Raw genomic sequence first — 14415 nt, forward strand, 5'->3', positions numbered from 1 at the left:
CGCCTTCGCGGGCAAGCCCGCTTCCACAGGAATAATGCAAGCCTGAAGGTACATACCGTACCTGTGGGAGCGGGCTTGCCCGCGATGGGCGCGCCGCGCACTCAAATTTTTTCACCGCAATGGAACGCACGAACACGGCCAGGACTGCCGGGATGTTGTTTCGTCTTCCGAAATTGCCCACAACCACAACAAAGGCAACAGGAGTATTTTTTTCATGAGTTCATCGACCGCCGGGCCAAGCGCCGGGCAACTGGAAACCCGGGGCATCGAACCGGTGCCGGAGGCGGAGTGCAACGGCCATCCGCTGCAACTGTTCTGGGTCTGGTTTGCCGCCAACATTTCCATCCTCGGCCTGCCGCTGGGCGCGACCCTCGTGGCGTTTCGCGGCCTGGCGATCTGGCAGGCGATCATCGTCGCGATCCTTGGCGCCGCCGGTTCGTTTGCGGTGGTCGGCATCATCTCCATCGCCGGCCGGCGGGGCCGGGCCCCGAGCCTGACCCTGTCGCGAGCAATCTTCGGCGTACGCGGCAATATCGGCCCGACCCTGGTCTCGCTGATGTCGCGTCTGGGCTGGGAAACCGTCAACACCACCACTGCCGCCTTCGTACTGCTGTCGCTGTGCTCGATCCTGTTCGGTTCGCCGGTGGAAGCCAAAAGCGCACCGCTGCTGACCCTGGTGTTCATCGCGATTTTCGTGCTGCTGACGTTGTCGGTCTCCGGCCTCGGCCACGCGACGTTGCTGGTGATCCAGAAGTGGGCGACCTATGTGTTCGGTGCGCTGAACATTCTGGTGGGCGGTTTCCTCTGCGCCACCATCGACTGGAGCGCGGTGTTCAACGCCACGCCGGCACCGCTGAGCGCCATGATCATCGGTATCGGCACCATGGCCGCCGGCACCGGCATCGGTTGGGCCAACGCCGGTGCCGATATGTCGCGCTACCAGCACCGCAGCGTCAAGGCCGTGCGCCTGGTGGCGTCGGCGGCGTTCGGTGCGGGGATCCCGCTGGTCCTGCTGATCACCCTCGGCGGGCTGCTGTCGGTGGGCAACAACGACCTGGCCTCGGCCACCGATCCGATCGTCGCGATCCGCGACATGCTGCCGACCTGGATGGCCGTGCCGTACCTGATTACCGCATTCGGCGGGCTGCTGCTGTCGAACAACCTGTCGGTGTACTCCGCCGGTCTGACCACCTTGACCCTCGGCCTGAAGGTCAAGCGCGTCTACGCCGTGGTGGTCGATATCGTCGCGATCTTCGCCGGTTCGATCTACTTCATGCTGATTGCGGACAGCTTCTACGGTCCGTTCATTACCTTCATTTCGCTGCTGGCAGTGCCGATCACGGCGTGGGTCGGGATCTTCGTGGTCGACCTGATTCATCGTCACTACTACAGCCCCAAGGACCTGCTGGACGTCAGCCCGAGCAGCGCCTACTGGTATCGCGGCGGCGTCGAGTGGCGTGCGTTCGGTGCATGGGCGGTGGCGATCGTGCTGGGTTTCAGCTTCACCACCCTCGGCACCACCGAACAGAACGTCTGGTTCCGCGGCTTCCTGTCCGACTCCTGGCTGGGCCATAACGGCCTGGGCTGGATCGTGACGTTCCTGGTGGCCGGCGGGATTTACGCTGTACTCGGTGGGGCGAAGGATCGTCGCGCCGCGCGGATCGAGAATGCTCATGCCTAGATTGCTGCATACCGGCCAGGTCATCATCGACCTGGTCATGGCCGTGGATAAACTGCCTCAGCCGGGCGGTGACGTGCTGGCGCAATCCGCCCGTTTCGAAGCCGGCGGCGGCTTCAATGTGATGGCTGCCGCGCAGCGTAACGGTTTGCCGGTGATTTACCTGGGGCGCCACGGCACCGGACGTTTCGGCGATCTGGCTCGTGAGGCGATGAACGCGCAAGGCATCCGCCTCGGCATCGCTGACCGCGCCGAGCGCGATACCGGGCTGTGCGTTGCGGTGACGGACGCATCGGCCGAGCGCAGTTTCATTTCCTATATCGGTGCCGAGGGCGAATTGACCGCCGAGGACTTGGCGAGTGTGCCGGCCGAAGCGGGCGACTATGTCTACGTCAGTGGCTACAGCCTGTTGCATTGCGGCAAGGCGCAGGCGCTAGTGGATTGGGTGCTGGCGTTGCCGAGCGGGATCAAGGTGGTGTTCGATCCGGGGCCGTTGGTGGATTCGCCGGATGCGCCGTTGATGCAGGCCTTGCTGCCGCGCATTGATCTGTGGACCAGCAACAGTGTCGAGGCGCTGCGGTTTACCGGAGCGTCGGATATCGGCGAGGCATTGAACCGGTTGGCTGAACATCTGCCGGCCGAGGTGCTGACAGTGGTGCGCGATGGGCCGCAAGGGTGCTGGATCAGTCTGCACGGCGATCACCGGCATGTGCCGGGGTTCAAGGTCGAGGCGGTGGACAGCAATGGTGCGGGCGATGCTCATGCCGGGGTGTTTGTGGCCGGGTTGGCGCAGGGGTTGTCGGCGGTTGAGGCGGCGCGGCGGGCGAATGCGGCGGCGGCATTGGCGGTGACCCGGTGGGGGCCGGCGACATCGCCCGGGACGGCTGAGGTGGACGAGTTGATCAGCAACATCTCCGGCGTCTGATCTACCGCCATCGCGGGCAAGCCCGCTCCCACAGGTGTCTGGTGTGGACACAAAATTTGTGAACACACTCGATACCTGTGGGAGCGGGCTTGCCCGCGATGGGGCCCTGGAATCCAATACAAATCCTGTCCTTATCCAGCCTTGCGCAACGCCTCGATCAACTCCTGCTTGCGCATGCTCGAGCGCCCGGGAATTTTCTTCGTCGTGGCTTCCTTCCTCAAACTGTCCACGGTCTGGGTATCGCGCGAAGCCTTGCTGTTGCGCGAATGACCCTCACGGCTGGCCACTGCGCGTCGGGATGATTCCTTGCGATCTTCGGACTTGGCGCTCGCCGGTTTCTTGCGTCCAGATCCCCCTTTGCGCTCACCGCCACCCGACTGCTTGTTGACCGTCGCCCAGGCGCGAGCTTCTGCTTCATCTTTGGAGACACCTTTTTTCTCGTAGCTGTCTTCGATGTGCTCGGCCTTGCGCTTCTGTTCGGCGGTGTACTTGTCTTTGCTTCCACGAGGCATGGGATTTCTCCTTGCTTCAGGATGTATATCCGTAGCAGCTGGCGGAGCCTGCGATCTTCAGGCATTCAAAGGCAAAAGATCGCAGCCTGCGGCAGCTCCTACACGGTTAGATGTCCAGCTTGCGCGCTGCTTCAACCCCGGCAGCACTGAGTTTGATCGGCAAGTTGAGCGCGTGTTCACCGGCCTCGTTGAAGGTCACGTGACCGTGCTGAATCAACCCGCGTTCCTGCAGCGTGGCGAGGGTGCTGGCCACGACTTTCTCCCCCCGGTAATTGTCCAGGACCTCCTTGCCCAGCCCACTCGGGTGGGCGTGCAACAGGCGGGTCAGGACTTCTTTCTCAAGGCTTTTGTCGACGTTCATGCTTACCTCTTTATGCAGGTGGATAAGGCGCTCGCGTGGGCGAACTATTGACTGGCACCGCCTTCGGAACCGGAACCACCGGTGGTGGTTTTCGAGCCGACGCCGGTGCCGGCGTTATCGGGTGTCCGGGTGTCCGGCTGGTTCATGCCACCTTGACGGCCCGCGTCATTGCCCTGAGTCCGTGGGTCGGTGCCGGTGGAGGGCGGCAGGCTGCTGTCGACGCCCGTACCGTTGGTGTTCATGCCGGGTGCGCTTTGGATGGCGGGAGCTTTAGGGCTTTCGACCGGGTTGGTCGGGCCGGTGCCGGAGGCGGTGGTGGCGGCGGAAGCGGCGCAGGACATCAGGGTGGCGAGAGCGAGGGCGGACAACCTGGACGTGATCATGGTGGTGTCTCCATTTTCGATTGAGAGTCCTTACCTGATATTGGTCCGGTGCCGATTTGGATTGGTGCCTGATGAACGACGAACGGTTCAAAACGGCAGGACAGATTTTGTGGGAGGGAACGAGCTCTCTCGCCACAACATGCGCAGCGACATAGTATGGCGTTTTCAATTTTGACGAAGGCACGTCCATGACCATCGAGATTCGCCCGGCGACCCCCAGCGATGCACCGCAAATCCTCGCGTTCATCACTGAACTGGCCGACTACGAACGTGCCCGCCACGAAGTCATCGCCAGCGTCGCCGACATCGAGCGCAGCCTGTTCAGCGAAGGCGCCACGGCCCACGGTCTGGTCTGCCTGCGCGACGGGTCGCCGATCGGCTTTGCGGTGTTCTTTTTCAGTTATTCCACCTGGCTTGGCAGCAACTGCCTGTACCTCGAAGACCTCTACATCACCCCGCAACAGCGCGGTGGGGGCGCGGGGAAGACCTTATTGCGCCATCTGGCAAAAATCGCCTGCGCCAATGATTGCGGGCGGTTCGAGTGGAGCGTGCTGGACTGGAATAAACAGGCGATCGACTTCTACCAATCCCTCGGCGCGCAGCCGCAGGAGGAGTGGGTGCGGTATCGGATGGATGGGGCGGTGTTGAGAGATTTCGCTTCGGGTAACTGACCCCGTAAAAGATCGCAGCCTTCGGCAGCTCCTACAGATTCAGTGTGCGCCGCTACATCGCGCCCGAACACGATCCCTGTAGGAGCTGCCGAAGGCTGCGATCTTTTTTGCCTTTAGCCCAATATATGGGATGCATATTTATATATTGAGATTATCCCTCGTCCGGGTTTATAGTCCAGCTCACTCACTGCCAAAAAACAAAACAGGTGAATCGATGCTGGCGCAATTGATCGCGCTCGATTGGGGGACAACCTCATTACGTGCTTACAAACTGGGCCAGGATGGCCAAGTGCTCGAACAGCGCTCGCTGTCCTCGGGCATCATGCAGCTGCCCAAAGCGCCACGAATCGTCGCCGGTCGGGAATGCACCGATGGTTTTGAACTGGCCTTCGATGAGGCCTGCGGTGACTGGCTCGACGCGCAGCCCGATTTGCCGGTGATTGCCTGCGGCATGGTCGGCAGCGCCCAGGGCTGGTGCGAAGCGGCCTATCGCGATACCCCGGCAAACGTCGCCAGTCTCGGCACCTCCCTGCACACCCTGCGCAGTACTCGCGGTATCGATGTGCACATCGTGCCGGGCGTTATCCAGCGCTCGTCTTTACCGAATGTGATGCGCGGCGAAGAAACCCAAGTGTTGGGCGTGCTGCAAAACCTGCCAGTGGATTGCGGCAACGATCTGTTGATCGGCCTGCCGGGCAGTCATTCGAAATGGGTGCAAGTCGCCGACGGCTGCATCGTGCATTTCGATACCTTCATGACCGGCGAAATCTTCGCCGTGCTCAGCGAACACAGCATTCTGGGACGCACCCAGCAACGCGGTGCGTCTTTCGATGGCGCAGCCTTCGATCGCGGGGTGCAGGTGGCCTTGTCGGCGGACGGCGAGATCGGTCCGCTGTCGACCTTGTTCAGCGCCCGCAGCCTTGGGCTGACCGGCGAACTGAGTGCCAGCGCGCAACCGGATTACCTGTCCGGCCTGCTGATCGGCCATGAGCTGTCGGCCCTGGCCAACGTACAGCGCCGGCGCCGCAACACCGTGCATCTGCCCTCGATCATCCTCATCGGTAACGCCCAACTGTGTGCCCGCTACAGCCGGGCACTCGAAGCCTGCGGTTTTGCCCGGGTAACCCTGGCCGAGCAGGCCACCGAACGCGGGTTGTGGCAGCTGGCGGTCGCCGCCGGACTGATCGCTGCAAACCCATCCCGTTAAACCTGAATGGAGGTCTGACATGCTCAAGCAAGCACTGGCGCAAAACGGTCTGATCGCGATCCTGCGGGGTCTACGCCCGCAAGAGGCGGCGGCCATCGGCGAAGTCCTGTATGCCGCCGGATTTCGCGTCATCGAGGTGCCGCTCAATTCCCCCGAGCCGTACGAAAGTATCCGCATCCTGCGCAGTACCTTGCCTGCCGACTGCCTGATCGGCGCGGGCACGGTGCTGACGCCGGAACAGGTCGGGCAGGTGAAAGCCGCAGGCGGCCAGGTGATCGTCATGCCCCACAGCGATCCCAAGGTGTTGCGTGCAGCGAAGGCGGCGGGGTTGTTCCTGTCGCCGGGTGTGGCGACGCCGACGGAAGCCTTTGCTGCATTGGCCGAGGGCGCCGACGTACTGAAGATGTTCCCGGCCGAGCAGATGGGGCCGGCCGTCGTCAAAGCCTGGCTCGCGGTATTGCCTGCCGGAACGATTCTGGCGCCGGTCGGTGGAATCACGCCGGACAATATGCAGGTGTTTATCGACGCGGGCGTCAAAGGCTTCGGCCTCGGTTCCGGGTTGTTCAAGCCGGGCATGACACCTGAGGAAGTGGCGGTGAACGCCAAGGCCTACGTGGCTGCCTGGAAAGCCCTTCGCTAAGACTGTTTGGCGCTGCAAGCGCTACATCTATAAGAGCTGCATTGATAAAAAGAGAGCAGAGATGAAAATCACCAAACTGACCACCTTCATCGTTCCACCGCGCTGGTGCTTCCTCAAGGTCGAAACCGACGAGGGCGTCACCGGTTGGGGCGAGCCTGTGGTCGAAGGTCGCGCCCACACGGTCGCTGCTGCCGTCGAAGAATTGTCCGACTACCTGATCGGCAAAGACCCACGCAACATCGAAGATATCTGGACCGTACTCTACCGCGGCGGTTTCTACCGTGGCGGGGCGATTCACATGAGCGCACTGGCCGGTATCGACCAGGCGCTGTGGGACATCAAAGGCAAGGCCCTGGGTGTGTCGGTCAGTGATTTGCTCGGCGGCCAGGTGCGCGACAAGATCCGCGTCTACTCCTGGATCGGCGGCGACCGGCCGGCGGACACCGCTCGCGCGGCGAAAGAAGCGGTCGGACGTGGTTTCACCGCGGTGAAAATGAACGGCACCGAAGAGCTGCAATTCCTCGATTCCTTCGAGAAGGTCGACCTGGCCCTGGCCAACGTCGCCGCCGTGCGCGACGCGGTGGGCCCGAACGTCGGCATCGGCGTCGACTTCCATGGCCGGGTGCACAAACCCATGGCCAAGGTGCTGATGAAGGAGCTCGATCCGTACAAACTGATGTTCATCGAAGAGCCGGTGCTCAGCGAAAACTACGAAGCATTGAAGGAGCTGGCGCCGCTCACCAGTACACCGATTGCCCTGGGTGAGCGGCTGTTCTCGCGCTGGGATTTCAAGCGCGTGCTCAGCGAAGGCTACGTCGACATCATCCAGCCCGATGCCTCCCACGCCGGCGGCATCACCGAAACCCGCAAGATCGCCAACATGGCCGAAGCCTACGACGTGGCGCTGGCGCTGCATTGCCCGCTGGGCCCGATTGCGTTGGCGGCGTGCCTGCAACTGGATGCGGTTTGCTACAACGCATTCATCCAGGAGCAGAGCCTGGGCATCCACTACAACGAGAGCAACGACCTGCTGGATTACGTCAAGGATCCACGGGTGTTCGACTACGACAAAGGCTTCGTCAAGATCCCCAACGGCCCGGGCCTGGGGATCGAGATCAACGAGGAATACGTGATCGAACGCGCGGCGGTCGGCCACCGCTGGCGCAACCCGATCTGGCGCCATGCCGATGGCAGTTTTGCCGAGTGGTGATCACGGAGTGATCCCCGTAGGAGCGAGGCTTGCCCGCGAAGGCCACGCCTAGGTCTATCTGACTGTCGGCGGCGCCATCACTGACGCCTTCGCGGGCAAGCCTCGCTCCTACAGGGGTTCAGCGCAAGTCTTCAAATCGCCCTTAATAAACATAAAAAGAGGCACCCCCCATGCAACCGCAAACCCTCACCGGGCAGGCGTCGTTGGTGACGCCCAGTCGCAAGCGTTTTTTCATCATGGTCCTGCTGTTCATCACCGTGGTGATCAACTACCTGGACCGCAGCAACCTGTCGATTGCCGCCCCGGCGCTGACCAGCGAACTGGGGATCGATCCGATCCATGTCGGGCTGATCTTCTCTGCGTTCGGCTGGACCTACGCCGCCATGCAGATCCCCGGCGGCTGGCTGGTGGATCGCGTCCCGCCGCGGATTCTCTACAGTGTCGCGCTGCTGCTGTGGTCGATCGCCACGGTGATGCTCGGCTTTGCTGCCAGCTTCATCGCGCTGTTCGTCTTGCGCATGGCGGTCGGTGCGCTGGAAGCGCCTGCCTATCCGATCAACAGCCGTGTGGTGACGACGTGGTTCCCTGAGCGTGAGCGTGCCACCGCCATCGGTTTCTATACCTCCGGGCAATTTGTCGGCCTGGCATTTCTCACCCCGGTACTGGCCTGGTTGCAGCATCAATACGGCTGGCACATGGTGTTCGTCAGCACCGGTGCGGTGGGGATTCTCTGGGCGGTGATCTGGTACGCGGTGTATCGCGAGCCGCGGGATTTCAAGGGCGCCAACGAGGCTGAAATCGAGCTGATCCGCGAGGGCGGCGGGCTGGTGGATATCCAGGCCGAAACCGCCAAGGCCAAGGCGAAATTCAGTTGGATCGACCTCGGCATCGTCCTCAGCAAACGCAAACTCTGGGGCATCTACCTCGGCCAGTTCTGCCTCAACTCGACCCTGTGGTTTTTTCTGACGTGGTTTCCGACCTACCTGGTGAAGTATCGCGGCATGGACTTCATCAAGTCCGGCCTGTTGGCATCGCTGCCGTTTCTCGCCGCCTTCGTCGGCGTGCTGTGTTCGGGGTTCTTCTCTGACTGGTTGATCCGGCGCGGCTACACGGTGGGTTTTGCCCGCAAGTTGCCGATCATAGGCGGCCTGTTGATTTCCACCTCGATCATCGGCGCCAACTTCGTCGAGTCGACCCCGCTGGTGATTGCCTTTCTCGCGCTGGCGTTTTTCGGTAACGGGCTGGCTTCGATCACCTGGTCGCTGGTATCGACCCTGGCCCCGGCTCGTTTGCTGGGACTGACCGGCGGGGTGTTCAACTTTATCGGCAACCTGTCGGCCATCACCACGCCCATCGTCATCGGTTTCCTCGCCACCGGTGATTCGTTCGCCCCGGCGATCACCTATATCTCGGTGCTGGCGTTGATTGGCGCGCTTTCCTACATCTTGCTGGTGGGCAAGGTCGAGCGTATCAAGTTGTAGTTGCAGCCGTCGGGCGACCATAATGCCGCCCGTTCACTCGCTCAACGGTAAAGGCTGGATATGCAGGAAGACGCCCCGAAAATCGCCAAGGACGCCGCGCCGACCGGCACCCAGACACTGCTTCGCGGCCTGGGGGTGGTTCAGGCGGTGGCCAGTGGCGCCCGTGATCTCAAGGAAATCGCCCGGCTGATCGGCACCACGCGCAGCACCACCCATCGTCTGGCCAGCTGTCTGGTGGATGAGCGTTACCTGCGGGTGGTGCCGCAAATCGGCTATCTGTTGGGGCCCAAGCTGATCGAGCTGGGTTTCCAGGCGCGCGAAGAACTGCCCTTGGTGACCCTGGCCGGGCCGTACCTGGATGAGTTGTCGGCATTGACCGGCGACACCATCCACCTGGCGATTCGTGAAGGCGACGAGGTGCTCTATCTGCACAAGAATCCGGGGCGCAACGGCCCGGAAATGCGTTCGCGGGTCGGCCACCGCATGCCGTTGGCGCGTACCGGGATCGGCAAGGCGCTGATGCTGGATGACACGCAGGAAGAATGGCAGCGGCTGTACGAAGTCAGCCTGCCGGCGGGTGGGAAAAATCTATTCTGGCCGCAGCACCCGGAGCAGTCCTGGGAGCAGTTTCAGCAGCGCATGCTGGAGTATGTGGCGGGCGGCTACGCCTTCGATCTGGAAGACAACGAACCGTCGATCCGCTGTGTGGCGGCGCCGATCCGCGATGCCTCCAGGCGCATTGTCGCTGGCATCAGTATCGCCAGCACCGTGCCCTACATGCCGCTGGAAAAAATGGCCGAGCTGATCCCCCTGATCAAAGGGGTCACAGCCCGGCTGTCTGCGGAGTTAGGCCTGAAGGTTTAGATCTTCAGCGTCGCCATGTCGATCACGAAGCGGTACTTCACATCACCGGCGATCATGCGGCTGTAAGCCTCGTTGATCTGGCGGATGTCGAGCATTTCGATGTCGCAAGTGATGTCGTGCTCGGCGCAGAAATCCAGCACTTCCTGGGTTTCGGCAATGCCACCGATCAGCGAGCCGGCCAATACGCGACGGCTCATCACCAGCTTGCCCGCATGCACCGGCGGCTCGACCGGTTCGATCAGGCCCACCAGAATGTGCACGCCGTCGAAACGCAGGGTGTCGAGGTAGGGATTGAGGTCGTGCTGCACCGGGATGGTGTCCAGCAGGAAGTCGAAATGACCGGCCGCGGCCTTCATCTGTTCGGCATCGGTGGACACGATCACGTGGTCCGCGCCCTGACGGCGAGCTTCTTCGGCCTTGCTCGCCGAGCGGGTGAACAGCGTCACTTCGGCGCCCATGGCCTTGGCGAACTTGATGCCCATGTGGCCGAGGCCACCCATGCCGAGAATCCCGACCTTGTCACCGGCCTTCACCCCGTAGTGCTTGAGCGGCGAGTAGGTGGTGATGCCGGCGCAGAGGATCGGCGCGGCGCTGGCCAGGTCGAGTTTTTCCGGGATGCGCACGACGAAGTGTTCGCTGACCACGATGCTGTCGGAATAGCCACCCATGGTGTTGCTGCCATCGATCCGGTCCGGAGTGGCGTAGGTCATGGTCGGACCTTCGAGGCAGTATTGTTCGAGATTCGACTGGCAGGCTTCGCAGCTGCGGCAGGAATCGACCATGCAGCCGACACCGACTAGGTCGCCGACCTTGTGTCGGATGACGTTCGCACCGATGGCGGTCACTTTGCCGACGATCTCGTGGCCGGGCATCAGTGGGTAAACGGCAATGCCCCACTCGTTGCGTGCCTGGTGGATGTCGGAATGGCAGACGCCGCAGTACAGAATATCGATGGCAACGTCGTCGGCCCGAGGGCTGCGGCGCTCGAATTTCACGGGGGCGAGGGGCGTGGTGGCCGATTGGGCGGCATAGCCGATGGCGGTGTACATGAGGAACCTCGCAGAGCAGTGACAGGTGAGGGGGTGAATTCTGGGCGCCGTACCCACGACCGGCCATGGTGATTCCTCCGGATGTCATGCCTAATCCTCCGGCATGCGCCGCGGCGGAGTCGCATTGGCCAGCAGACCTGCGATGATGCTTTCATGCCGATTTCCGCGACTTTTTCTGTGAAGAGCTGCCCATGCTGTTGACCCGTCATCTCGATGCCAATGCCACCCTGGTTTCATTGATCCAGCCGCTGACCACTCGCGATGGTTTCGCGCCCACCCCATTGCCGGGTGTTCAGGTTCTGCGCGCCAGTTGTGATGTGGCCCGTGGCCCGCAGATCTACGAGCCGAGCCTGGTGATCATCGCCCAGGGCAGCAAACTGGCGTATCTGGGGCCGCGTACGCTGGAGTACGGTGCCGGGCATTATCTGATCCAGGCACTGCCGGTACCGTTCGAGTGCGAGACGTTTTCGGCACCGGATGGGCCGATGCTCGGGGTGTCCATCGCCATCGACCGGGTGCTGCTCGGTGAATTGGTGTTGGCCATGGGGCTGGTGTCGGGACGCACGATTGCTGCGCAGACACCGGAGTCCATGACCTCGGCGGTGCTCGACGACGCGATGCGTGGCTGTGTGGAACGGCTGCTGCGTTGCCTGCACGATCCGCTGGAATGCCAGGTGATGGGGCAGGCCCGATTGCGCGAGTTGTTGTTCGTCGCCTTGCGCGGACCGCAAGCCGATGTATTGCGGGCACTGGTCGAGCAGCACGGACAGTTCGCCCGGATCGCGGCATCGCTCAGTCATCTGCATGCGCATTACACCGAGCCGTTGAACGTCGAAACCCTGGCCGGTTGCGCGAACATGAGTGCGTCGACCTTTCACGAGCATTTCAAGCGCAGCACCTTGTTGTCACCGGTGCAGTACTTGAAGCGCCTGCGCCTGCTCAAGGCGCAGACCTTGCTGGTGGCCGAGGGGCTGGGCGTGGCGCAGGTGGCGCATCGGGTGGGGTATCAGAGCACGTCGCAGTTCAGCCGTGAGTACAAGCGCTACTTCGAGCGCAATCCCGGCGACGAACGCGCCGCCTGATCCACCGCACATCCCCTGTAGGAGCTGGCTTGCCAGCGAAAGCGTCCTGTCAGTCACATCAATGTCGGATGTGCCGCCGCCTTCGCTGGCAAGCCAGCTCCTACAAGGGTTTTGTGTTGTTGTCGGGAATCGCAGGCAACAAAAAGGCCCCCATTCCGGGAGCCTTGATGTTCAGCGCTGCGACTTACATGTTCGGATAAGTCGGGCCGCCAGAGCCTTCCGGCGCCACCCAGGTGATGTTCTGTGCAGGGTCCTTGATGTCGCAGGTCTTGCAGTGAACGCAGTTCTGGGCGTTGATCTGGAAGCGCTTCTCGCCGTCTTCTTTGGTCACCACTTCGTACACACCGGCCGGGCAGTAACGCTGGGCAGGTTCATCGTACAGCGGCAGGTTCTTGGCGATCGGGATGCTCGGATCGGTCAGCTTCAGGTGGCACGGCTGTTCTTCTTCATGGTTGGTACCGGAGATGAACACCGAACTCAATTTGTCGAAGCTGAGCTTGCCGTCCGGTTTCGGGTAGTCGATCTTCTTGCAGTCGGCCGCCAGTTTCAGGCACGCGTAATCCGGCTTGGTGTCGTGCAGGGTGAACGGCAGTTTGCCGCCGAAGATGTTCTGGTCGAGCCAGTTGAAACCACCGCCGACGATGGCGCCGAACTTGTGGATCGCCGGGCCGAAGTTGCGACTGGCGAACAGTTCGTCGTAGAGCCAGCTCTTCTTGAACGCGTCGACGTAGGTGGTCAGCTCTTCGGTGCCGTCTTTTTCAGCAAACAGCGCCTCGGCCACGGATTCGGCGGCGAGCATGCCCGACTTCATGGCGGTGTGGCTGCCCTTGATCTTGGCGAAGTTCAGGGTCCCGAGGTCGCAACCGATCAGCGCACCGCCCTTGAACACCATTTTCGGCAGCGAGTTCAGGCCGCCTTTGCTGATGGCGCGCGCGCCATAGCTGATGCGCTTGCCGCCTTCCAGGTACTGCTTGAGCACCGGGTGATGCTTGAGGCGCTGGAACTCGTCGAAGGGCGACAGGAAGGTGTTGCTGTAGGACAGGTCGACGATCAGACCCACCACCACCTGGTTGTTTTCCAGGTGATAGAGGAAGGAGCCGCCGGTGTTCTCGGTGCCCATGATGTCCAGCGGCCAGCCGGCGGTGTGGACCACCAGGCCTGGCTGATGCTTGGCTGGGTCGACTTCCCAGATTTCTTTCAGGCCGATGCCGTAGTGCTGGGCGTCGGCCTCGCTGTCGAGGTTGAAGCGCTTGATCAGTTGCTTGCCGATGTGGCCACGGCAACCTTCGGCGAACAGCGTGTATTTGCCACGCAGTTCCATGCCCGGGGTGTACAGGCCTTCTTTCGGCTGACCTTCGCGGTCGACGCCCAGATCGCCGGTGATGATCCCGCGCACCACGCCGTTCTCGTCGAACAGCGCTTCCTGGGCGGCGAAGCCCGGGTAGATTTCCACGCCCAGGTTTTCCGCCTGCTGGGCCAGCCAGCGGCACAGGTTGCCCAGGGAGATGATGTAGTTGCCTTCGTTGTGCATGGTCTTGGGCACAAAGAAGTCAGGGATTTTCTGCGCGCTGTCGGCGTTCTTGAGCACGAAGATGTCATCGCGGGCCACCGGCGTGTTCAGCGGCGCACCCAGTGCTTTCCAGTCCGGGAACAGTTCGTTCAGGGCGCGGGGTTCAAAGATCGCGCCGGAGAGAATGTGTGCACCGACTTCGGAGCCTTTTTCGACCACGCAGACGCTGATTTCCTTACCGGCTTCGGCGGCCTTCTGCTTCAAGCGGCACGCGGCGGAAAGACCCGCGGGGCCGGCACCGACGATGACCACGTCGAATTCCATGTATTCGCGTTCCACAGGTTATCTCCTACTCAAGGCTCAACAGTTTTTTTTCTAATTGGAGGTTGGGTGTCGCATCCATGAATGCCTGCTCAATGCAGGAAAAGGACAATCGATAAAACCACCTTTCTCTCTAAGGTGGCGCATTATATCTACACCACTCTCAGCGTCCAATACAAACGTTTGTTTGAATCGGCGCAAAGCCAGAGAAATCACAGTCACGCGGCTTATGAATGGCCCATTTGGCGTATTGACCGGAATAGGTGTTCCGGTCAATATACGGGCGGTTTTGCGCTCGCCGTAGGCTGACTGTTGGTTTCAAGAGCACCTCTAAAGACAGGGCGGTGGCAGTAGAAGGTGATGCGTTGCGACCCCAGGGGCGCAGTTTACACGCTGCGCTAACGAATGACTCGTCGGTCACCATGACGAACGGTCATAAACCTCGTGAGCAAGGTTCACCCGATACACCTGCCAGCGTTTTTAGAGGTGCCCTTGCGCCGATGAGCATCAAACCGCCAGGT

The 14415-nt window shown here is 61.7% G+C and carries 14 protein-coding genes; 9 read left to right on the plus strand and 5 right to left on the minus strand.

From position 1 onward, the window contains the following. Nucleotides 1-214 precede the first annotated feature (214 nt). The gene (locus ACA062_RS06740) at nt 215-1681 is read left to right on the plus strand and encodes a purine-cytosine permease family protein (protein ID WP_497455716.1); all 1467 of its coding nucleotides are present in this window, start codon (nt 215-217) and stop codon (nt 1679-1681) included. Beyond that, nucleotides 1674-2603: a PfkB family carbohydrate kinase gene (locus ACA062_RS06745; protein WP_497455717.1), complete on the plus strand. Its 930-nt coding sequence runs from the start codon at nt 1674-1676 to the stop codon at nt 2601-2603. The genes ACA062_RS06740 and ACA062_RS06745 overlap by 8 nt, the downstream gene beginning before the upstream one ends. A gap of 131 nt (nt 2604-2734) precedes the next feature. Here the strand turns inward: ACA062_RS06745 and ACA062_RS06750 are convergent, their stop codons facing one another. The 3 genes from ACA062_RS06750 to ACA062_RS06760 form a co-directional block, all read right to left on the minus strand. Next, nucleotides 2735-3115, minus strand: coding sequence for a Rho termination factor N-terminal domain-containing protein (locus ACA062_RS06750; RefSeq protein ID WP_497455718.1), 381 nt, complete (start codon nt 3113-3115; stop codon nt 2735-2737). A 106-nt stretch (nt 3116-3221) separates the two neighbouring features. Continuing rightward, entirely contained in the window at nt 3222-3476 is a 255-nt protein-coding gene (locus ACA062_RS06755; RefSeq protein WP_497455719.1) for a hypothetical protein, read from the minus strand. Nucleotides 3477-3520: 44 nt separating this feature from the next. Beyond that, a complete protein-coding gene (locus ACA062_RS06760; protein WP_497455720.1) occupies nt 3521-3859 on the minus strand; it encodes a hypothetical protein in 339 nt (112 codons plus the stop codon). Nucleotides 3860-4047: 188 nt separating this feature from the next. Here ACA062_RS06760 and ACA062_RS06765 point away from each other — a divergent pair, with 188 nt between their 5' ends. The 6 genes from ACA062_RS06765 to ACA062_RS06790 all read left to right on the plus strand — a co-directional run bounded on the left by ACA062_RS06765 (nt 4048) and on the right by ACA062_RS06790 (nt 9932). Next, nucleotides 4048-4530 (plus strand): GNAT family N-acetyltransferase, encoded by a 483-nt coding sequence (locus tag ACA062_RS06765; protein WP_497455721.1) that lies wholly within the window; start codon nt 4048-4050, stop codon nt 4528-4530. A gap of 214 nt (nt 4531-4744) precedes the next feature. Further along, nucleotides 4745-5737, plus strand: a complete 993-nt coding sequence (locus ACA062_RS06770) for a 2-dehydro-3-deoxygalactonokinase (protein WP_497455722.1) — start codon at nt 4745-4747, stop codon at nt 5735-5737. Between the two features lie 19 nt (nt 5738-5756). Beyond that, on the plus strand, nt 5757-6377 hold the full coding sequence (locus tag ACA062_RS06775) for a 2-dehydro-3-deoxy-6-phosphogalactonate aldolase (RefSeq protein WP_497455723.1): 621 nt from the start codon (nt 5757-5759) through the stop codon (nt 6375-6377). Nucleotides 6378-6438: 61 nt separating this feature from the next. Beyond that, complete coding sequence (gene dgoD, locus ACA062_RS06780; RefSeq protein WP_045061702.1) at nt 6439-7587, plus strand: galactonate dehydratase; 1149 nt, start codon at nt 6439-6441, stop codon at nt 7585-7587. A gap of 170 nt (nt 7588-7757) precedes the next feature. Next, nucleotides 7758-9068, plus strand: coding sequence for an MFS transporter (locus tag ACA062_RS06785; protein ID WP_150765670.1), 1311 nt, complete (start codon nt 7758-7760; stop codon nt 9066-9068). Nucleotides 9069-9128: 60 nt separating this feature from the next. After that, entirely contained in the window at nt 9129-9932 is an 804-nt protein-coding gene (locus ACA062_RS06790; RefSeq protein WP_497455724.1) for an IclR family transcriptional regulator, read from the plus strand. On the opposite strand, the gene ACA062_RS06795 is transcribed toward ACA062_RS06790, so the two are convergent. Then, entirely contained in the window at nt 9929-10981 is a 1053-nt protein-coding gene (locus ACA062_RS06795; RefSeq protein WP_497455725.1) for an NAD(P)-dependent alcohol dehydrogenase, read from the minus strand. The two genes, ACA062_RS06790 and ACA062_RS06795, sit on opposite strands and share 4 nt — an antisense overlap. Before the next feature lie 191 nt (nt 10982-11172). On the opposite strand from ACA062_RS06795, the gene ACA062_RS06800 reads away from it, so the two are divergent. Continuing rightward, nucleotides 11173-12063 carry an AraC family transcriptional regulator gene (locus ACA062_RS06800; RefSeq protein ID WP_497455726.1) on the plus strand — a complete coding sequence of 297 codons (891 nt, stop codon included), beginning with the start codon at nt 11173-11175 and terminating at the stop codon, nt 12061-12063. A gap of 184 nt (nt 12064-12247) precedes the next feature. On the opposite strand, the gene ACA062_RS06805 is transcribed toward ACA062_RS06800, so the two are convergent. Further along, nucleotides 12248-13912, minus strand: coding sequence for an electron transfer flavoprotein-ubiquinone oxidoreductase (locus ACA062_RS06805; RefSeq protein ID WP_497455727.1), 1665 nt, complete (start codon nt 13910-13912; stop codon nt 12248-12250). Nucleotides 13913-14415: the final 503 nt, after the last annotated feature.

It is taken from the genome of Pseudomonas sp. LBUM1679 (assembly GCF_059695565.1).